Here is a 22920-nt window from a genome sequence, read left to right as displayed (position 1 = left end):
TTCTCACTTACCTAACACCTTTGAGTAACTGGTTGGCTATTGGTGATTAAATGATTTTTACATTACTGCAGCTAAATTAATGCAGCAGTAAAACTCACACATTTAAATGTAAAAGGAAGAATAGAAAAGTCTTCTTTATTTACATTCATTCTTTGCAACGTAGGAAGAGGATAAATGATAAAAAACACACACAAATTAGCCGGAGCTCTTGGTTTTCTACTCTTAAGTTTAACTAAACCAGCTATTGGATCAGAAAAGCCGAATGTCATATTTATATTGACTGATGACCTTGGTTTTAACCAAGTAGGTGCTTATGGTAATACACCAATAAAGACACCAAACTTAGATGATATAGCTAATAATGGTATAAGATTTAATCAAGCTTATGCTGGTAATACAGTATGTTCACCTTCTCGAGTCTCGCTTTTTACAGGCCGTGATGGTCGCTACATGACTAATAACTCTAATACGGTACAATTAGTTGAAAGTGATATAACCGTTGCTCATGTTCTAAAGTACGCAGGTTATGACACTGCATTGTTTGGAAAGTATTCGATTGGTTCTCAAATGGGTGTCACAGACCCGTTAGCAATGGGTTTTGACACTTGGTACGGTATGTACTCTATTTTGGAGGGCCATAGACAGTACCCTCAAATATTGTGGCGCGATGGAAAAAAAATACGTATTACTGAAAACGAAGGCGGTAAAAAGGGAGCTTACGCACAAGAGCTATTTGCCAACGAAGCAATCGAGTACATTGAACAAGATCGCGAAAACCCATTTTTTGTAATGCTAACGTTTTCTTCTCCGCATGCGGAACTAGCGGTACCTGAAAAATACAGTAAGCAGTATTCTTTTGATGAAACCCCTTACTCTGGTATGTCAACAGGTACGCCAAGTGATAAATATGCTGCTTATTATCCTGAGCCAGTACAAAAGCCTAATGCCACATTGGCTGGTATGGTTAGCGCGCTTGACGATTATGTTGGCCAAATTACAAAAGCATTAGATAAAAAAGGTATTTTAGATAATACAATTATTGTGTTTACATCTGATAACGGTCCTCATGACGAAGGGGGAGCAGATCCACAATACCTTAAAGCAGCAGCACCTTATAAAGGGCAAAAACGTGACCTCTATGATGGCGGAATACATGTTCCTATGTTGATTCAATGGCCGGATAAAATTAAAAAATCACGTGTTGATGAAACACCTTGGTTATTTGCTGACGTGTTACCAACATTAGCTGATATTACTGGTGTTGACCTTAATTTAGTTCCTCGAGTTAAAACGAATGGTGTTTCAATTAAAGGGTTATTGAAAGATTCACCAGAGCCACAGGCTGAGAGAGTGTTGTACTGGGAATTTGCCAAACAAGTTGGCGATCCAAACTCTGGTGTTATAGGTGATACATTTCAAGCGGCTCGTAAAGGCGACTTTAAAGCGGTTAGATACGGCGTTGAATCACCAGTGGAGCTTTACAACATCACTAAAGACCCAAGTGAAACTAGTAACCTTGCGTCACATGAAAAGTCACTCACAAAAGAGTTTTTTGACTTATTCGAAAAATATAAAGACTAAGTAAATTAGGATAAGTGATGGGTATACCATCACTTACCAATTAAATTAACAACGTAAATAGCTATTCCTACCATTTTTAAACTTTCGCCACCCAGACTCGTCAAATTCAATCTTTTTTAATCATAATGTTGCATTTGTTATCATGCTGATTTATTGTATTTAAAATTAGTAAAGTTTTTATTAAATATTATTTAAAAGGTTTGTATGGGTAGTTGGTAGTTAAATCATAGCTTTATGCCCCACACTCACTTAAGCCGTATACATACAAGCGAATTTAAAGCCACACGGCCTTCAGAAATAACACACAATAATTAGGATTTTTTTGATGAACAAAAAATTTAAGCTAGCACTGATACCTTTTGCTGTGAGCATTTTACTTTCAGGGTGTTCAGAACCAAGTACGACGGACAAAATGGTTAACAAAGTAGAGGCTGATGCTCAGTCAGTTAAAGGCCCTAGCAAAGGCCTTGAGGTTAATTCTGTAACTAGCATAGCTAATAGTGCTGCTGATTGGCAGATATCACACCTTGACGATTTATCGTACATTCCAGAATCTCATCGTGCAAAATCAGAAAACCCTAAGTTTTGGATTCAAGCGTCGTTTTATATTGGTTTAACTCGTTGGGCTGAAACAACAGATAACAAAGACTACTTACGCTTTATTCAAGAGATGGCAAAAGAGCAAAACTATGAGTTGCTACTAGATCGTCCTTATCATGCTGATGACCACACTATTGGCCAAACTTACTTATGGCTAACAGAACAAACAGGCAACAAAGAAGCTTATAAGCCAACTCAAGAATTGTTTGACAAAATTTTAGCTAACCCACCAAAGGTGGGTTTAGAGATGTTAGATAAGACCAGTAAAACTCAAAATGGTGCTCATTTTGAAGGTAACTGCCAAGATCGCTGGTGTTGGGCTGATGCGTTATACATGGCACCAAGAACGTGGTTAAAGTTAAGCAACGTGACTGGCGATCCAAAGTATTTTGAATATGCGGATAAAGAATTTTGGGCAAGTGCAGATTACTTATTTTCTGATGAGTATGGCCTGTTTTTTAGAGACAGCCGTTACTTTGATATGAAAAATAAAAATGGTAATCCAGTATTTTGGGGTCGTGGTAATGGCTGGGTTTTTGCTGCAATTCCATTAATTATTGATGACTTACCTGAAGGGCACCCTTCAAGAGATCGCTATTTAGAGTTATATAAAAAGAATGCAGCAGGTTTAATGAAGTTACAGCGTGAAAACGGCTATTGGCCAGCATCGCTTCTGGACCCGGATATTGTTAAAACACCAGAAGTTAGTGCGACTGGGTTTATCACCTTTGGTTTAGCTTGGGGTGTAAACAATGGCATTTTAACCGATGCACGGTCTAAAGAGATTGTAGAAAAAGGTTGGCATGCCATTGAAGACGCTGTCGAGCCAAGTGGTCGTGTTAATTGGGTACAGCATGTTGGTAAATCTCCAGATCCTGTTAAAAAGACAGATTCACAATTATATGGCGTAGGTGCTGTGCTGTTAGCGGCATCAGAAATGGTCAAATGGGAAGACTAAGTCTTTTTGTAAAATTTATTTCCTTTCTCTTTACCTCCATTGAGGATTAAGTTTTTATTCCTATTAATACTTTTTATTAATAGGAATTTTTTTATCCGCAAGTCCCAGTTAAGGTGAAGAGAACTCTATTAGGAGTACTCAGCAATGAAAAAATTGATAGCAGTTTGTTTTGTAATACTATTATCAGCATGTAATAGCCAGCACAACCAAGAAAGCCTCATTCCTCAACCAAGTCATTTATTAGTTGAAGGAAAAGATCAGCCGCTAAATGTGCATAATAGCCAGCCGAAGTTATCATGGCATGCAAATGTTAAAAGCCAATCCCACTATCAAGTTCAGGTAAGCCGAAACAGCCAGTTTGATTCAAGCTCTTTACTTTGGGATAGTGGGAAAGTTCAAGCTAAACAATCGCTAAATATTGCCTATAAAGGCGTTAAATTAAATGCTAACGAAACAGCTCATTGGCGCGTAAGAGTGTGGCAATCTGGCATAGAAAGCGCGAGTCCTTGGAGTAACCCCAGCACGTGGGAAACGGGGCTGCTTAATGAAAGTGATTGGCAAGCTAAGTGGCTGCAAGTAAAACAACAAGCTATCACTCCTGTTACTGAGCATGTTAATCAATGGGCACTCTACGCCACAGGCCTACACCCAGAAGATTCTTCAACCTTAACCAAGCACAAAAAGAAAACGCAAGAGTTGGTTATTGAGCAAGTTAAGGCACAGCCAACAGCGAGTTTATTCCGTCATACTTTTAAAGCCCAAGACAGTAAAAAAGTAGTTAAAGCCAAGCTTCACAGCACCGCCGCTGGCTATTATGAGGTTTACCTTAATGGTCAGAGAGTTTCGGATCGTATTATGGACCCAGGGCAAACAGATTTTGATAAGCGTATTCTATACAATACCGATGAAGTATCTAATTTCCTATTACCGGGTAATAACACGATTGCTGTTCACTTAGGCAGTGGCTGGTATGATGAAAGTATTGCTTTTAGCCGCTGGAAAAATCCTGATGCTTCAAAAAGTCGCCCCTCAAAAACACTGTCATATGGCCAACCTAAATTTATTGCCCAGCTAGAGCTAACCTATAATGATGGCTCCACACAGTTAGTAACATCAAATGAAAACTGGGTAAGTCATCCTTCAGCAGTAATAAAAGAAGGGGTTTTTTCAGGGGAGTTATATAATGCGAATAAAGCCGTTAAGGATTGGAATGTAAATACTGCAAACGTCTCAGGTTGGAAGCCAGTACACGTACTTAAACAATGGCCTACCGAAAAGCTTGAACCGCAACTTTTACCGCCTATACGTCCTATTAAAAAAATGACAGTGGAAAAAATATTTCAGCCTAAACCAAACGTATGGGTACTCGATTTCGGGCAGAACTTTACGGGGGTGCCAACATTTGACCTAGATAAGTTAGGGTTACGTAAAGAGCAGGCAGTGTATTTTAGGTATGCTGAATGGGCAGACATTGATGGCAACATAAGCCAAAAAACAGGTGGCGGAGCACCTTTATTAAAACAGGCAGATGGTTATATCGCTGCTGATAACAATGAATCAACATGGACCCCTGAATTTACTTGGCATGGCTTTAGGTATTTAGAAATAACAGGCCTTGATCAAGCGCCGAATATTGACGCAATTACTGCTCACTTAGTCAGAAGTGATGTAGAAATAGCAGGCACTTTTGACAGCTCGAATGAGCTTCTTAACCGTATTCATGATATGGCGTTATGGAGCTACGAAAGTAACTTAATGGCCGTTCCTATGGATTGTCCTATTCGTGAGCGTGCTGGGTGGACTGGTGATGCCCATGCTGCACTGATCACCGGTAACTATAACTTTAATATGGACAATTTTTGGCAAAAATACTTAGGTGATTTTAAAACTGCAGCGTTTGAAGCGCCTGCTGTCGTTCCAGGTAAGCGTACGCATGGCGACAAGTTTGACTGGGCTGTGGCTGAAATCATCATTGCATGGGAGCATTATCGTCATCATGGTGATTTACAAGTCTTAGAAGGACAGTTTACTAGCTTAGTTGAATACATGGAGCTAGCTGAAAGTAAAATAGACAAAGGTTTATTGCGTATAGGTTATGGCGATTGGTGCGACCCCGTATTAGAGCCTGGAATGGGCAGAAAGCGCTGTAATCCTCAACACACGTCACCAACCATAACAAGTTCAGCATTACTTGCTCACGGTTCAGACTTAATGAGTAAAATTGCAGAGCTAGTGAATGAGCCTGAAAAAGCAAAACACTACACCAGTTTATTTAAATCAATAAGCGCGCAATTTAACAAAGAGTTCTATAACCCTGAAACTAAACACTATGGTAGCCAAACAGCAGATGCTATGGCTTTGCGCTTTGGTATTGCGCCAGTGCACTTACGTCAATCAATAGCTGATGCACTTAATAAGGATGTTGTCGAAGACTGGAATGGTCATGGCTCTGTAGGTGCACTAGGTCAAACCTATTTGTACTTAGCTTTAAGTGATTATGGCTATGGTGATACGGCCTATAATATTTTTACTGCAGATGGTTACCCTGGTTATTCATATCAGTTTGAAAAGCTAAATGCGACCACCTTATGGGAGCGAAAAGGGGTGTTAGACCCAGATTTAGATCCAGAGCGTCGTAATGCGCCTGGGCGTTCATTAAATCATCCATTTCATAGTGGATATGATGGCTGGTTCTTTGAGGGGCTTGGTGGGATCCGACCTTTAGATGACGAACCTGGTTATCAAGTATTTGAACTTCGCCCAGTATTTCCTAAAAACCTAGAGTGGGTTGATGTTAGCTATCAAACGGGTTACGGAAAAATCAAAAGTAAATGGGTTCAAAAAGATGGCCTGATCAAATGGAGCTTTGAAATTCCTAATAACAGCAGTGCTTACGTAACACTCCCTGATAAGCCGAAAGCGCTTTTTGAGGCGGGTAAATATACCTTTGAGTTTAAACGTTAGTTACTACTAACATACTCGATAGGTTTCGGTAACAAGGTTGTGAATGTATTTTCACAACCTTGTTACCGTTACTAAAGTGTTTAAATTCGTAAAGTGTCACTATCTGAGATGTATTTACTAGTAGAACAAAACCTGAAGATTAATTTCATACACAAAAAATAAAGGTAATGAACAATGGTTATCCGTAAAGTATTAATTCCAATCGCGGCAGTCTTAACACTCTGTGCTTGTAATGCGCAAAAACAAAATGTGCAATTAGAAACTAAAGCTGCTCCGCTATATACACAGGTTGGTGATGATCCTAGTTGGCAAACAGTTAAAGACAGTGAAGGATTAAAACCCCATCACACAAATACAACTAAAGGTTACAAGGGATCAAAAGTTGATGTTAATAATGCTTTGGTAGAAGTTGGCCCTTATGCGAACAACCCAATAATTCAAGATAATTTGGCCATTCATACTGTTGGTCATGCCTCAATTCGTCGCGACCAATTTGACCGGTGGACACGCTGGTACCAAGAAGACGGTAACACTCAAGTGTTTCGGTTATTTAAGGGCGAAGAAAACCTTCGTAATAAACGAGAAAATGCAGCACGTATTGAAAGCTTTAGTACGAAAGATAAATGGGCACCTGCCCAAGGTGTTTGGCGAGAGTGGGCAGGGCGTTTCACCATTATCAAATCGGCTGGATGCGCATTACCGCATATGTGCTCAATTTTTCAGGCTAAAGGCAATAATGTAGACCATTGGTCTGTCATGATCCGCTTAGATGAACACGGCAATATTTGGTACGTACCACGTAAAGAGCAGCCTGAGATAGGGAATAAAAAGTATATTGTAGCGAAAAATATGAATGGTAAAGGCTTTGATGTCCGTGTAAGAGACAATGGCATGGATTACGAAGTATTCATCGATAATAAAAAAGTTGGTTATGGTCAGTGGGAGCGCACAGAAGAGATTGGTTTTCGCTGGGGAATTTATGTTGGTCGTAGCGAAGTAACGGATGACATTATGCTTTTTGCTACTGGTGTAACAATGCAATAAGCATTTATAGAGTAATGCTTGGACTACGTATATTAGGGGATATCCACGATGAGTAAATTGATAAGAGCATTAAATTGTTTTGTAAACAACGCCATTAAAGTTCATTTAACTCTATTTTCTGTTTTTTTATTTTTAGCGGGTTGTGCAGAACAAAATCAGCAAATTATAGAGCCAGCATCTAGTAAGGTAGTAGCGCAAATAGCAGCTCCTATACAATTAAAAGTGGGCGAAGGTTTTATAAATCCGCTTGGTTATTATGAACAACAACCACGTTTTAGTTGGAAAATACCTGAACAAAACAAAGCTCTGTTTCAATCTGCTTATCAAATACAGGTAGCGACATCAGCCAACTTTCTTGATAATCAAGTTATTTGGGACAGCAAAAAGGTCATCTCAGACAATAACGCTTGGATTGACTACCAAGGTAAAAAGTTATTGTCTCGTCAAAAGATTTATTGGCGGGTAAAAATGTGGGATGAAAATGATCGAGTTTCAAAATGGAGTGAGGTCAACCACCTTGAATTAGGCCTTTTGAATAATGATGACTGGCAAGCTAAGTGGATAGGCCACCCAGAAACTGGGGAGCGTAACCAAAGTGAGGTAAAAGAAGGCCGCTTCAATGCACCAGACAACCTGTATTATCGGCCACAGTATTTACGAACAACCTTTGAAGTTAATAAAAAAGTTACTAAAGCAAGACTTTATATAACATCTAAGGGTGTCTTTAAACCATTTATAAATGGCGAACAAGTGAGTCAAGATGTAATGACTCCTGGCTGGACCCCATATCACAAACGAATAGAAACACTCACTTACGATGTGACTACACAAATCAAGCAAGGCGCTAACGCATTGAGTGCTGTCGTTGCTGAAGGCTGGCACACGGGGCGAATTTTTCATCCTACTAAAAAAGAATACGTTTTACCGATGCGGTTACTTGCTCAATTAGAAGTTACTTATAGTGATGGGTCTGTAAAAGTAATAACGAGTAATGATAGTTGGCAAAGTACAATAGATGGCCCTATACGTGAAGCAAGTAATTATGATGGTGAAACGTATGATGCACGTTATGAAATGCCTGGTTGGAATACTGCTCAATACAATGCTGCTACATGGCAACCAGTCGTGGTTGAGCCAATTGATAATCAAGTAAAACTAAAACCGAAACGTCATCAGCCTGTTCGAGTTACTAAAAGCATTCCGGCAATCGATATTGTTAGCGTTAAAGAGGGAGTTGCTATCTTTGACATGGGACAGAATATGGTGGGAGTGCCTAAAATTACAGTGCCAGGTATCGCTGGGGAAAAAATAAAGCTTCGCTTTGCCGAAGCATTAGAAAAAGATTTTTTCCATGTCAAAAACTTACGTTCAGCTAAAAATACGGATTATTACACTCCCAAAGAAGATGGCGTTATTGAATATCAACCTACCTTTACTTTTCATGGTTATCGTTATGTTGAGCTGACTGGCTATGACGAAAGCCAAACCCCAAAACTAGAGTGGATAAAGGGTCAAGTACTACATTCTGATTTTGAAGTGTTTGATAATTTTGAAAGTTCGCATGGTAAATTAAATAAACTATCAGAAAATGTTGAATGGGGGCTAAGAGGTAACTTCTTAGATATACCAACCGATTGCCCACAACGGGATGAGCGACTTGGTTGGACAGGCGATGCCCAAGTATTCGCCATGACTTCGATGTATAAGGCAGATGTTTATAGTTTTTGGGCTGCTTGGTTAGAGAGTGTTCGTGAAGAGCAAAGTATTGATGGCATGGTGCCTAAATTTGTGCCTTTTAGAGCCTTTTTAACTGATGGTACCGCTGCAGCTTGGGGTGACGTAGCCACAATATTACCTTGGGATCTCTATCAGTTCACTGGTGATAAAAAAATACTCGCTGACAATTATAATATGATGAAGCGTTGGTTGAGCTACCACGAGTTCCATAGTTATGAGTACAGTTCCTACTTAGGTACTTATGGTGATTGGTTGCAGCCATACTCTAAAGGCGGCAGAGCAAAAGGGGATACCCATCCAGATATAATTAGTTCTGCATATTTTGCTCGTTCGGCAGATATAACCGCCAGAACAGCTCGTTTGCTGGGATATGAAAGTGATGCACAGCAATACGAAACACTATTTAAAAACTTAAAAGAGAAATTCAGAACTCATTACTTTGATGAAAACTTAGATCTTAAACCTGAGGTCATCAAAGTAATCCAACGAGAGAATGGGAAGCGCTTAAGACAACCAAAACAAATTGTCACTAATCCTGTTACTACACAAACAACGTACTTAATGCCGCTTGCATTTAATATGTTTGAGGCTAATGATGAAAAAGTAGCAGTAGCTAAGTTACTTAAATTGTTAGAGCAAAGTGAGCATCATTTACGTACCGGCTTTTTAGGGACTCCAATGTTGGCACCTGTTTTACAAAAGTTTGGCCACAGTGAAGTGATGTATGACATTTTATTTAAAGAAACCTACCCGTCCTGGTTTTATTCCATAAATAATGGTGCAACGACAACATGGGAGCGCTGGAATTCATATTCGCTTGAGGATGGTTTCAATAAGGCGAATATGAACTCACTAAATCACTATGCTTATGGTGCAGTTGCCTCATGGTTTTATCGAGGTATGTTGGGCGTAGAACAAACGCAGCCTGGCTTCAAACATTTTAAAGTTGAACCGCAGTTTACTACTAAGCTGTCAGAGGTTAGCGGTAGTCACCCAACTCCTCAAGGTGAAATTGCTGTTAGCTGGTCGGTAAAAGAACAGCAACTTAGTATGTCTTTAACTGTGCCAAAAAACACTGAGGCGTCATTGGTACTTCCGAATATAAAAAACATCAGTATTATTCGTGACAATTCCATTAGTGTACAAAGTCCTGACTTGTTACCACCTGGTAACTATGAAATTAAAGGTAATTTTAATTAATAAGTACAACCTAGCGCCATTGTAGATGGCGCTAGGTGTTTTTAAGTACAAACCTCTTAACACCTCACTAATTCCTCGTAATCAAACCTACCTTTTCTTATTCATGTAAGTGAAATGTAGCCAAATGATTTATTATTTGACTTTATCAGTCAAAATAAGTCAATATCAGTCAAATTGATATTGTATTCTGTCTAAATGTAATAGGTGCCACTATGCCGATTTAGGGTATATGTACTCAATGTGAAGTTATGGCTGACTTTTAAAAGAGGTAATAATGAAGAAAATAATAACTAAAAGTGCTTTGGCTGTTGCGGTTTTACTTGCCTTACCAGCATGTGATGCCGTAGAAAAAAATAGTAAACAAGACACTCTTTTAAATGACAGTGCGCAGTTCTGTAGTGCCACACTCGATAAAGCACAACTGCAATTAGACGACTTTAGAAAAGCGTATACAAACCCAAATAAAATACCGACTTCGTTTAGTGATGGTAAGGTTAACTTTATTACTCCGATGGGTTGGACGAGTGGCTTTGTGGCTGGCAGCTTTTGGTATATGTACGAGCACAGTCAAGATAAAAGTTGGCTCGATACAGCGACTCACTGGACTAACGCGTTAGAAGATATGCAGTTCAACCGTAAAACGCATGACGTGGGTTTTATTATGAACAATAGCTTTGGTAACGGGTTAAGATTAACTGGAAATAAAAATTATAGTCCTATTTTAGTAAGCACAGCGCAAACACTGATGGAGCGTTACAACCCTAATATTGGTGCGACCTTCTCATGGAGTTGGGGAACGTGGGAGTTCCCAGTGATCATTGATAACATGATGAATTTAGAGTTGCTATTTAATGCCTCATTAGCGACTGGCGATAAAAAATATTACGATGCCGCAGTAAGCCACGCGACCGTCACAATGGAGCATCATTTCCGAGACGATTACAGTTCATATCATTTAGTAAACTACAGCCGTGACACGGGGTTGCCACAATCAAAACAAACCTTTCAAGGCCTAACAGATGACTCGTCGTGGTCACGCGGGCAAGCGTGGGGTGCCTATGGCTATACAATGGTTTACCGCTATACAAAAGATGAAAAATTCCTAAATCATGCCCGTAATATTGTTAACTACTTACTTAGCCATAAAAATATGCCCGAGGATTTAGTTCCATATTTCGATTACGACGCGCCTGAACATCCTGATGTGGTTAATTATCGCGACTCTTCAGCTGCCTCTTTACTGGCCAGTGGATTATTAGAGTTAGCAAACTATGTAGAAAAAGAAGAAGCAGCGCGTTATCGCAAAGCCGCGATGAAAATGTTACACAGCCTGAGCTCACCAGAATACCTTGCTGAAAAAGGTGAAAATGGTCACTTTTTACTTAAACAAGCAACGGGCAACTACCCTGCAGGTAAAGAGCTTAATGCCGCGCTAAATTATGGCGATTATTACTACTTAGAAGCGCTTAATCGCTGTAAAAACACAATTTAGCTATGAATACACTTGCAACAATTAACTCACAACAATTTAGGAATTACCGACAATGTTTGTAATCACCAGTAAAACAAAACGGGAAGCACTATCGCGACCTAACGTAGTCGCTACTTGTTTTGGTCTCATAATAACACTCATCGCATTTAAAGCCTCAGCAACAGAAATAGAGCGCCCTTCGATTTGGGTTAAAAAATCTGAACGTCCAGAAATTTTAAATAAAATACAAACAGAGCCTTGGGCAAAATCATTATTTGAAGAGCTTAAACAGCGTGTTGAACCAGTCGCTGGACTTAATAAAGAAAAGCGTTTAAAACCGCTTGAAGAGCTGCCATTAGTTTGGAATGAAGATAAGTCACAAGCACCTACACTACCGCATTTTCGTGTTAAAGGTGGTGGTAGCAAAGAGCAACTTGTAAGCGTTGTTAAAGCACTGCAGGACGGCGTCGATTGCGGTGTAATGTACTATCTAACTCAGGAAGATAAATACGCAGCCTGTGGTGCCGACATACTTAATACCTATTCAAATGCATTAATACAAATGAAAGTGCATAAAGAAGGCACCATGAATTCAAGTTGGATGTTTCCGGGCGATCACTTGTATGAAGCACGGGTAATTGGTGCTCAATTACCCATTATTTATGACTTGGTTTATCCATATCTAAAGTCTGGCGGCAAGGTGTACGACTTACAATCAAGCAGCTTAGTCGCGTTTGATTTTGACCAAGCGCAACAGGTTTTTAAAACTTATATTTGGTTAGCGCTGAATAAAGGCTTACTTGATTCAAACTGGCCTGTATTAGAGTCATCAAGCCTTGTACACAACATTTTAGCATTAGACGACCCAGAAGAAATTGCTAAAAATCTTCCTTATTACACACACCTAGATACTAAGTATCAGGCATCGCTGAAAACGGTTGCAAAAAAGTTTGAAAACGAAGGAGATATTTGGCCAGAGTCTTTCCAGTACTCTAAGCATGTAGCCGCTTTTTCGGTTTACCTAATGACGTTGCTCGACCGCTACGACCCAACGCTTAAACTAGGACAAAAATACACCAATATCCCTGCAGCATTTACCTCATATTATGATCTGCAATACCCAAATAACGAATACCCGTATATTGGCGATGGTCACCGTACCTATAAACCAGAGTATTCAGCACTTGAAATGTCATTGTTATTGGCAAAATTAAATAATAATGAAAAACAGATTGATGACTTTAGTAACTATTTAGCATCGAGTATAAGCGCAGGAGCTTATCAGCGCGGCCACTTACACGACCGCTCTGACGAACCTAGCCCGTACTATACGCCATTACAACTGTTATGGTCAGTAAAAGAAATTCAAAGTACTCAAAAAGTAGATGTAGCACCACCTCGCCCTAGAACTAAGCGTCTAGAATATGCAGGAATGAATATTCAACGTAATGTAAGTAAACAAAATCCAGTTAAAAACAGTTTAATGGCATTTGTGGCGGGGGGCTCTTATATTCATGGTCATGCCTCAGGTATGGACATGGAACTATATGGTCAAGGCCATGTTCTTGGCATTGACGGAGGTAAAGGCACTTACAGAACACCGATTCATGAAAATTATTATCGTTTATTTGCCGCGCATAACTCAGTGATAAGTAATGGCGCATCTGCCTCTAGCGGTGATTGGATAAACTTAGGTATTAATCGCGTGCAATCTGTTGCAATGGAACCTGCTGCTGGTGAAAAAGGCGTCTCTGATAAATACTCGTTTAACACATCATCTTTTTATGATGAATTTAATAAAGTAGCACCTGCTAATCATCTGCGTACCTTAGCATTGATCAAACTCTCTGATACTAAGGGTTACTACCTAGACATATTTAGAGCTAAAAGTAGCCATGAACAAGAGTTTCACGATTATGTGTATCACAATATTGGCGACAAAGTGGATATAACCTCAGGCTCAAAAAAAGTAAAATTAAAAGCAGATGCGCAGCGCTATCAAGCTGCAGCTAAAACACCGTGGGTTAAACATAAAGATTATCAACACCCAGGCTGGCATTACTTTGAACAAGTAAAAACAGCTACAACTTCATCACAGCAGTATGAGGCAACATTTACGGCATCTAAACTGAGCGATGAATCAATTGCCATGCGAGCACTTATTCCAGCCGGACTTGATATTGAGTTAACCACCGTAAAAGCGCCAAAAGCTTATGGTGCGTCTGCGCCATACAACGAAAAGCCATTACCCACGTTTGTAATGCGCCACCAAGGTGAAACATGGAGTAATCCATTTACAGTAGCGTATGAATCAGTAATCGAAGGTGAAGACTATGCGGTTACTGCTATAGAAAGACTTTATGGGAAAGGCGTATTTAAAGGCGTAAAAGTCAACGCAACAGTCGATGGCAAGTCACTAACGCAATACATTATTGTACAAGAAAATAGTGACGATAAATACGAAGACAAAAAGTTAGGTATTTATTTTGAAGGTCAATTTGGCGTTATTACTACCGATGAGCAAAACAAACTAATAGATATGTATATAGGCAATGGTAATCAGTTAAAGTTTAAACAGGACTCGCTTACTACCTATTATAAAAAATCAGCCTATATGAAAATGTAATAACGAGGAGTTTCATTCTTAAAGAAATGTGAGTGTGGACTTATAAATCAATAACACAAACCACACTCACTACAACATAACTCAGCATTATATTTGAGGTATGTAGTTTTTTACCATCACACCACACCGAGACACACTATGCCATTAACAACACCCTATAAAGCTTTAACATTAAACCGCATTAAAAAAGTAATTTTTTTAAATTTAGGTATTTACGCCGGTCTGTTAAGTACCGCCTGCTCTACAAATGTCCCAGCTAATCAAAACACCGGGTTTTCGGATGAACGCGCTGCACTAATAAAAAAATACTCAGCAACAGATAACGTATTTTCAACTTTACAAAATCAAGTCGAACCAAATGATCCACAAAGCAGTGAATATTGGCGTTGGAGAATTGATCAGTACCTATATGGTGCTTACCCTGAGTACCAAACTATTTATGACAAATACACGCAAGGTAAATCGTTTCACCAAATTTACAACTTACCACATGAAAACCTAGGCCCTAAAAAGGCTCTACCGACATCGTTACCAAAACTACCTGAAGGTTATTTTACAGACAACCTTCAAGGAAACCCCCATACAGGCTGGCACGATGTAATTGGTGATAAAGTATTTATTACGTATCAAGGGCATTTAACCGACCCTTATATAGCCAGTTACGATCTTAACACTCATCAATGGGATGGGCCTTATAAAGCGGCAGAAAGTACCCTTTCAAAAGGTGATAGAAAAATTGATAGCCACGGGCGGCCAATAATAGAACAAGACAGTAAAGGTCACTTTCATATTATTTATGGTGGCCACGGCGGAGAAAGAGAAGACGGATTAAACCCTTTTTCAATCGATACCCCACACGCCGGCGGTAGAATGCTGCATGTAATGTCAGAAAAGCCAAATGACATTAGTAAATTTGTATATGTAAACGACATTACACCGTTTGCATCGTACACAGCCAGTGAAAAAATGGCCAATGGCGATATCTACCTATTTACTCGTGCAGGCACCCATAAGTCACCTTGGGTATATTACAAAATGCCAAGTGGTGCTCAAAAATTTGAAAAACCGGTCACCATTACTGTGCCGACACCGCAAAAGCATAATCCAATCAACGTCGATACCTTTTATATAACACCAAAAAAAGTGTCGGATACAGAAATTGCTATTAGCTCGTTATGGCACGAATGTAACTTCCTTGAGGTTCACAACAAAACGAATTATGGGCGTATTAACTCATATTATATGAAGCTCGATACCACCACAGATACATTTTATAACGCACAAAATGAAAAGTTAGCATTACCTATCACCTTAGCGAAAGCGAATAAAAAAACATTAGCCTTTGACTCAACACAACGAGAAGAAACCCCATTTAGTACAACCCCTATTATGCTAGAAAATAATATTCCAGCCGTAGCGTACCAAGCACGCACCAAGCAATACAGAGAGTGGCGGGTCACATCGTTTGAAAATGGGCAGTGGAAACATAGCCAACCAATGCCGGGGACAGTTAATAGATTTTTGCTAGATAGTAAAAACAACCCAATAACCAATATTTTAAAGCTTGAAGTATTAAATAAAGAACAAAACCAATACAGAGCAGCAGTTACTTATAAAGATGCCAAAGGCCAATCTATTTTCGCAACAGCTATAAGTAACGACGCTCAAAATTGGCGTGTAGATAAAACATATCTAGGCTTGGCTAAATCAAGAATAGAAATGAAGGTTGTAAAAAAAGAGCAGGGGACTGCCGTAGCTGTTTTACTTAATGTGAAAAAAGGCAGTGCACAACGTATTTACTTATGGAGTGAAGGCAAGTTCCGCCCAGCTTAATAATCCAGTGTGGAAATCAACTTAAAGGGTCAAATTTAATGTAAAAGCGCTGCCATTTTGGTAGCGCTTTATTATTTAAGCTAAGGTTGGAGGCTCAAATGAGCGAAAGTAGGGCGGTCATTCAAGCTCGTTTTTGGACAAAAACGCGTTAGAGGCTAAGGTCAGCTTTGTGTCATTAGCGGACATTGAGATTCTTAATGTGTGAAGTCAAGATTTGACCCATTCGCTTTCATCAAGCGCCGCAGAATGCAGTCGTTTGGATGGACTTGTTAGGTGTTTTGTGGGTACATATGGAATGACCAATATTGCATAGCTTCAAACTCTTGCTCTTTCCAGTGTTGTCCGCAACAATCACATATTAATTTACTAACTCTTTTTTGATGCTCATCTCTATAAGATTCACTCTCGCTAAAATGACAGCCTTTTTTTTCCATTTGGTCTTTGGTAGTTCCCTTAGGTCTGTTAGATAACTCTATGAAAAGACACTTACAATGTAAATCATTTATTGCTGTTTGTAATAAATTAGCTTTCCAAAACTCTTCCCAAGTTAGTTTATCTTTTTTAAATTCATCTAAAAGAATAATTTCTCGATTTGAAATCTTACACAGATCTTTTAACCATCTTTTTTGACGACCATTAAAATCCATTCTGCAACCTCTAAAAAAATACCTAACGCCCGCCTAACACGCAATGTGTTGGCATGGCTTTTTGCGTTGTTTGCCAAAACCATGACAACTTTACATTGTCGTTGTTTAGGCGCTTGTTAAGTAGCCGATTTCCACATAGCTACAATATTTTCATATTTTTCGTCGACCAGTTCATCATCATCTGGGCACGAAAATAAGACAACTTGAAGCGCATTATAGGATTTTGGAAACGGTGAAAGTCTTTCCATTATATCTAGTGCTTCGGAATCTGTTATCTCAGTTTTGTTGATGTATGAAAGAGCAGCTGGCTCAACGATGTCCTGCACTGGGCTGGCAAACGATTGCTTCCAATATTTATACACTTCCATATGCTTTACTTGATCCAGCTTCTCCGAGGCTGGCACTCTGCATATTTCGTGAAGTACGAGAAAAGGCGCGTCTTCACCTATTTCAATTGATTGCTCAATGATTCGCTTCCACTCACTTTCTTGATGGTAAGGAAACTTGCAATCAATGCTGTAATAAAATTCTTCGTAGGTCATTTTAAACGCCGTAATTTCCTTGGCTACTTAACAGCTTATTGAACACCATTTTGGTGGTTTATAACACACCAAAACGGCTTATATTACATACCCTGATAATTTCACCAATAATTACCTTTGTAAACAAGTAATTAAAACAGCTAGAAATTAAGCATGTTATTTTGCCCCAAAACGGCGTTTAATAATGTTATCGGACAAAATTAGGCTCCAACTCAAAAAAGTAGGAATAAATTTAACTTTTTCAGTGTCCGGTTTTCGCTCATTTGAGACCGTCGCCTAAACTCGTTTTGGGGCAGAGACGAGTTAATCATGAATGAATGCTCATGGCACTCACTAGTCACTCGACAAGATAAAACGTTAATAATATTTGGCAAGGTATTTTACGGTGTCGGATGGCACATAGTCGACTTGAAGAAGTGACGTATTATTTAACTTGAACCCCAATGCCAATACCAATGCACAAACCTTAGAGATAGGTAGTTTATCGCTAACTATCATCACACCAAGCCTTTGAAGGTTCCGAGTGGTAACAAATAATGCTCCCATACAAACCATAGGAAGTATGTTTAGCGCATCTTTAAGCGCTCTATGGGTTATTTTCTGACTAAACCAATGATACACTTGAGTCATATTCACTCACTAAGGTGTAAAACCAATCATGAAAATAGCATTAATGTTTGAAAATAGCCAAGCGGCTAAAAATCCAATTATTTTAAACGAACTTGAAAGTGTTGCCTTACCGTTAGAACACATTGTGTTTAACGTGGGTATGAATAGCGAAAACGATCATCACCTAACATATGTTCATTTAGGCATTATGGCGGGGATTTTACTTAACGCTAAAGCCGTTGATTTTGTATTCGCAGGATGTGGTACGGGTCAAGGTGCAATGATGTCTTTGAATGCTCATGACGGTGTATTCTGTGGCTATTGTATTGATCCATCTGACGCCTTTTTGTTTAACCAAGTAAACAACGGTAACGCGTTAGCACTGCCGTTTGCAAAAGGATTTGGTTGGGGCGCTGAATTAAATGCGCGCTATATCTTTGAAAAAGCACTTACTGGTGAGCGCGGAGCGGGTTACCCTGTAGAACGTAAAGAACCTCAAGTTAAGAATGCATCAATTCTAACGCAAGTGAAGTCTGCTTTAGCGAGTCGCAGCTATGTTGATTCATTGAAAAACGTTGATCAAGAATTGGTTAAAACCGCAGTATCAGGTGAGCGTTTCCAAGCGTGTTTATTTGAAAATGGTCAAGACCAAGAAATTATTGATTATGTTAAGTCTCTATTAGCTTAGTAAACGACAAACATTTACATAATAGCCCTTGAGTTAACCTCAACTTGAGGGCTTTTTTATTGATAACATTACTATCAGCTTCAGCTGCTGGAGCTTCGTAGGCGATTAGTTTACTTATTAAATTGCTTACTAACTCCCAACTATCATCTACTCGCATTCAAAACATAAAGATATCTTTAGAAGCAAACCATTCCATTGACGCCTGAATTTTTTGGCACAACAGTAATGCTCTTTTAATAAACAAGTATAAAAATTTACATAGAAATTGACAGTTTGTTAATTTTTTAAATTTCATTTACACTCATATCGATTCAAATTCAATCATTAAAGCTGTTTTCTTTCCTTGATGGTTTTGCAAAGGTCTGTGAGGTTAAAAAAACACAACAGAAAATAGTCATTATAAAGAGCTGATTCTTATCAAGATAGAGAAATAAACTATGAGAAAAATTTTATTACCTTTCATTATTTTAAGTACATTTTTAAGCGTAGGCTGTAGTGAGAACACAACTTTAGTGGAGGGTAAAATAAAAGAAGGCTCTCCAAAACAAATGTTGAAGGAAGAGTTTAAAGCACTAAACCCTCCTAAGGGCCGTTTGGCCATAGTCATAGATGGTAACTCTCCTGATCCCGACGATATTGGTGCAACACCTGTTATGTTGGCACTTTTACAAGACACTGGTTTATCTAACCGGCTCGTCCATTTATCTCATTCTTGTGATTTAGACCCTTTTAGAAATAAGGCCCGTTATCAAATTAATGCTGAAAATGAAATGCGCCGACAAAATAAACTCGACGAATTAAGTACCAGAGGCATCGATTTATTTGGCCCATTTAATAATTTACGTGATTTTTATAATTGTAGGGTTGATCAAGTTGGAGCAACTCAAGATTTAGTGGATGCCGTTAACGCATCGTCTGCTGATAATCCGCTTTGGATAATTGAAGCGGGGGAACCAGATCTGATTGGTTATGCACTGGAAGCCGCAGAAAAAAACAAGGTGCAACATGTTCATGTTGTCTCGCACCACCCTGCAAATGATAACAGTGGTGACTATTTTACTTGGCAGCAAATTTTAGACTTTGGTGTCAAAGAGCATCAAATAGGAGACCAAAACGTTGGCCTTCAAGGGCCTATAGATAATTGGGATTGGGCCAAAAACCATACAGATACAGGCATTGCATTTATTTGGGAAATGATGGCTTATGCTGAGAAGGATGGTGTTGTTCCTTTTCAGACTAATAAATTTGATTGCTCTGATGCGGGAATGATTTATTGGTGGATAACAGGTGCTGACAATGGCGGTAATAAACACGCAACGCCAAAAGAAATAAAAGAAGTATTATTGTTAAATGCAGTTAGAAGCTAAAAAGTTGAGGCTTTCAACATGAAATTAGTGCTTTGTTATTTACCGATTGTGATAGCTAGTTTTATAGCTTCGACTACCCATGCCAGTGCTGGGCAGGTTTATCATGAAAAATCGGGTTTTGTAGTGATAGAAGCAGAAAACTTTTCAACGCAACACTTGGATGATAAAAGGCGGTGGCTGGTGTTTTCAAAAAACACACCAGGGCATAACCTCGCCGATGCAGATCAAGCTCATTATCATGACGCGAGCAACGGCGCTTATATAGAAATACTTCCCGATACTCGTAGCAATCATCACGAAACGCTAGTTAGAAGTGAGAACTTCACCAATAATGCCGGCACAATGGCCGTGCTGAGTTACCCCATTTATTTTGCAACGCCGGGAAGGTATTACATTTGGGCAAGAGCCTACAGCACAGGTAGTGAAGATAATGGTGTTCATCTGGGTATAAATGGACACTGGCCAGAATCAGCACAGCGCTTGCAACTATGCAAAGGGAAACATGCCTGGACATGGTCTTCTGCGCAACGGGTAAACACCAATCATTGCGGCACACCTAATACCATTTATGTTGATATACCCCATAAAGGGGTTCATACCATTATGGTATCTATGCGTGAAGATGGCTTTGAACTTGATAAGTTACTTTTAACTAAAGACAAAAGCTACATACCTGCGGGCAAGGATAAGTCAGAAACATTAAGTAATTCCAAGCCATTAAAGAAAAAAACACAATTACTTAAGATAACGGATTACACCAGGATTTTACACGCCATAGATAGCTTTACGATTGAAAATACTGGCGAAATTCCATACTACCAACATAAGGCCGAGAGCGCTCTTGCCATAAATGCAGTGAAAACGGCCTACAGAAATAAATTTGCGCACGCAGAATATACTGTGCAGGCCAAAGAGGCGGGCACTTATACTCTGAGGCTGGTTACATTGGCAGAAATTGACGGCGAGTCGACTTATATTGTTTCAATAAATAATAAAGAAATTGGCCGATTTACGAATCCAGAAACAACCACTGATTACCAAGAAATATACTTCAATATGCAGGACGTTGAATTAACGAAAGGCGACATTATAAGGGTTTCTTCTAAAGCCGTTACAAATGGAAAAATTCCTGAAAATGGCGGTACCGCATTTGCTAGAGGCCGTTGGCGTGCGTTAGTGCTTAGCAAAAGTGATTGATGAGTTGCCTTACGTATAAAGGCGTAAAGGCAAGCAATTTTTTCGAAATCATTGACTGTTAACCGTATAAGAATGAAGAGAGGTAGTAAGATGAATAATACAAAATTAAGTTACAGGCAGTATTTTTTGTGGGTTTTATTATTTTACGTCAGTGGATTGCATGCAATAGAGGCCTCTACCGTAAAACATGATCTGTCAGACCAGCCTAATATTTTATGGTTAGTGGTTGAAGACATGAGTCCAATCATTGAAGCGTATGGTGATAAAACAATTAAAACGCCAACGATCACTGAGCTAGCAAATGAAGGGGTCACGTTCACTAATGTGTATTCACCCTCTGGTGTATGTGCACCAAGCCGAGCTGCGATTTCTATGGGAATGTATCCTTCTTCATTTGGCGCAAACAATATGCGTACAACATCAAATACAAAAGAAACCGGTTTACCAAAATACGAAGCTATTCCGCATGCAAATGCAAAAATGCTCAGCCAATATTTGCGTGAAGCAGGGTATTACACAACTAATAATTTAAAAACAGATTACCAGTTTAAAGCGCCAAAAGGGGCGTGGGATGAAAGTGGGCCCTATGCGCATTGGCGCAACCGAAAGATTGGACAACCATTTTATGCTGTCGTTAATTTTACAACTACACATGAGTCAGGCTTATTTGAGCCATATGGGTTCAGAAAAATAGAATCTAGGCATTACTTTTCTGACAATAGGCAAAAAATTGCAAAGCTACCACAACACCATGCAGTAAAGTCATCTGAGGCGAACACGCCAGTGCATGTAGCTAAAGATCTTGATTTTCCTATTCCCCCTTATTTACCTGATACACCTCTAGTCAGACGTGATTTTTGGAAAATGTATAATAATTTAGCGGAAACTGATAAACAAATTGCTGCTGTATTAAAGCAATTGAAAGATGATGGTTTGTACGATAATACAATTATTATGTTTTATTCTGATCATGGTGGTCCTTTACCACGACAAAAGCGATTAGTTTACGACAGTGGCCTTAAGGTGCCTTTTATTATTCGTTACCCTAACGGTGAACATGCAGGTACAAAAGATGACCAACTTGTCAGTTTTGTTGATTTTGCTCCAACACTATTGAGTTTAGCGGGAATAGATAAGCCCGCACATATGCAAGGACGAAACTTTTTAGGAAAACAACAAACGGCAAAACGAGAGTATATCCATGCGGCAGCAGATAGGTTTGATGGTTTTACAGATGTAATAAGGGCTGTTAAAAATAAGCGCTTTAAATACATTAGAAATTACCGACCAGAACAAGGTTATTATTTACCCGTGGCGTATCGAGAGAAAATACCGACCATGCAGGAGCTGTTACGCTTACGAGATGCAGATCGACTTACACAGGCACAAGCTTTATGGTTTAGAGATAAAAAAGACCCAGAAGAACTATTCGATTTAATTAATGATCCCCATGAAATTAATAATATTATTGATGACCCTCGCTATAAAAAGGTTGTTACCGAACTAAGCGCTGAAATGGACCGTTGGTTAAATGAAATAAACGATGACCCAAGCCTTCCTGAAGCCCAGCTTATTCAAAGACTTTGGGCGGGAAATGAATCACAGCCAGTAACCGCAAAGCCACAATTTAAAATCAGTAATGGCATAATACACATAAGTAGCCCAACGCCTGGTGCGGTGATTTCTTATCAACTAGGTAACATCACCCCTCCTGAATTATGGCAATTATACAAAGGGCCCTTTAAATTAGATCAAGCAACATCGGTGAAAGCCGTTGCTCATAGAATTGGTTTTAGTGAAAGCGATAGCGTTATTTACGACCCTGATAAAATTATTTACTCACAATACTAGCGTTT

Annotated in this window: 14 protein-coding genes; 12 read left to right on the top strand and 2 right to left on the bottom strand. The window is 39.2% G+C overall.

Going from position 1 to position 22920, the window contains the following annotated elements:
* The first annotated feature begins 174 nt into the window (after positions 1–174).
* The 8 genes from H5120_RS14645 to H5120_RS14610 all read left to right on the top strand — a co-directional run bounded on the left by H5120_RS14645 (position 175) and on the right by H5120_RS14610 (position 16014).
* Positions 175–1581, top strand: a complete 1407-nt coding sequence (locus tag H5120_RS14645; protein ID WP_182675270.1) for a sulfatase-like hydrolase/transferase — start codon at positions 175–177, stop codon at positions 1579–1581.
* A 325-nt stretch (positions 1582–1906) separates the two neighbouring features.
* A complete protein-coding gene (locus H5120_RS14640; protein WP_182675268.1) occupies positions 1907–3139 on the top strand; it encodes a glycoside hydrolase family 105 protein in 1233 nt (410 codons plus the stop codon).
* Positions 3140–3283: 144 nt separating this feature from the next.
* Positions 3284–6103, top strand: a complete 2820-nt coding sequence (locus H5120_RS14635) for an alpha-L-rhamnosidase (RefSeq protein ID WP_182675266.1) — start codon at positions 3284–3286, stop codon at positions 6101–6103.
* Between the two features lie 174 nt (positions 6104–6277).
* Positions 6278–7147: a hypothetical protein gene (locus H5120_RS14630; protein WP_182675264.1), complete on the top strand. Its 870-nt coding sequence runs from the start codon at positions 6278–6280 to the stop codon at positions 7145–7147.
* A gap of 48 nt (positions 7148–7195) precedes the next feature.
* Entirely contained in the window at positions 7196–10084 is a 2889-nt protein-coding gene (locus H5120_RS14625) for an alpha-L-rhamnosidase (protein WP_182675262.1), read from the top strand.
* 274 nt (positions 10085–10358) lie between these two features.
* A complete protein-coding gene (locus H5120_RS14620; protein WP_182675259.1) occupies positions 10359–11576 on the top strand; it encodes a glycoside hydrolase family 88 protein in 1218 nt (405 codons plus the stop codon).
* Positions 11577–11628: 52 nt separating this feature from the next.
* Positions 11629–14181 (top strand): heparinase II/III family protein, encoded by a 2553-nt coding sequence (locus H5120_RS14615; RefSeq protein WP_182675257.1) that lies wholly within the window; start codon positions 11629–11631, stop codon positions 14179–14181.
* A 138-nt stretch (positions 14182–14319) separates the two neighbouring features.
* On the top strand, positions 14320–16014 hold the full coding sequence (locus H5120_RS14610) for a hypothetical protein (RefSeq protein ID WP_182675255.1): 1695 nt from the start codon (positions 14320–14322) through the stop codon (positions 16012–16014).
* A 269-nt stretch (positions 16015–16283) separates the two neighbouring features.
* Here the strand turns inward: H5120_RS14610 and H5120_RS14605 are convergent, their stop codons facing one another.
* Both H5120_RS14605 and H5120_RS14600 read right to left on the bottom strand, forming a co-directional pair.
* The gene (locus tag H5120_RS14605) at positions 16284–16661 is read right to left on the bottom strand and encodes a hypothetical protein (protein WP_182675253.1); all 378 of its coding nucleotides are present in this window, start codon (positions 16659–16661) and stop codon (positions 16284–16286) included.
* Between the two features lie 116 nt (positions 16662–16777).
* Entirely contained in the window at positions 16778–17203 is a 426-nt protein-coding gene (locus H5120_RS14600) for a hypothetical protein (RefSeq protein ID WP_182675251.1), read from the bottom strand.
* Between the two features lie 658 nt (positions 17204–17861).
* Between H5120_RS14600 and H5120_RS14595 the strand changes: the two genes are divergently transcribed.
* The 4 genes from H5120_RS14595 (at position 17862) to H5120_RS14580 (ending at position 22915) form a co-directional block, all read left to right on the top strand.
* Positions 17862–18500 carry an RpiB/LacA/LacB family sugar-phosphate isomerase gene (locus tag H5120_RS14595; protein WP_182675248.1) on the top strand — a complete coding sequence of 213 codons (639 nt, stop codon included), beginning with the start codon at positions 17862–17864 and terminating at the stop codon, positions 18498–18500.
* A 437-nt stretch (positions 18501–18937) separates the two neighbouring features.
* A complete protein-coding gene (locus tag H5120_RS14590) occupies positions 18938–19867 on the top strand; it encodes a hypothetical protein (RefSeq protein WP_259397843.1) in 930 nt (309 codons plus the stop codon).
* Between the two features lie 18 nt (positions 19868–19885).
* The gene (locus tag H5120_RS14585; RefSeq protein ID WP_182675246.1) at positions 19886–21064 is read left to right on the top strand and encodes a hypothetical protein; all 1179 of its coding nucleotides are present in this window, start codon (positions 19886–19888) and stop codon (positions 21062–21064) included.
* 90 nt (positions 21065–21154) lie between these two features.
* Positions 21155–22915, top strand: coding sequence for a sulfatase-like hydrolase/transferase (locus H5120_RS14580; protein WP_182675244.1), 1761 nt, complete (start codon positions 21155–21157; stop codon positions 22913–22915).
* Positions 22916–22920: the final 5 nt, after the last annotated feature.

Origin of the sequence: Pseudoalteromonas sp. SR43-2 (genome assembly GCF_014163885.1) — a bacterium.
GTDB classification, from domain to species: domain Bacteria; phylum Pseudomonadota; class Gammaproteobacteria; order Enterobacterales; family Alteromonadaceae; genus Pseudoalteromonas; species Pseudoalteromonas distincta.
Note: the sequence above shows the minus strand (reverse complement) of the source record. Positions and strands in the feature narration are given on the sequence as shown.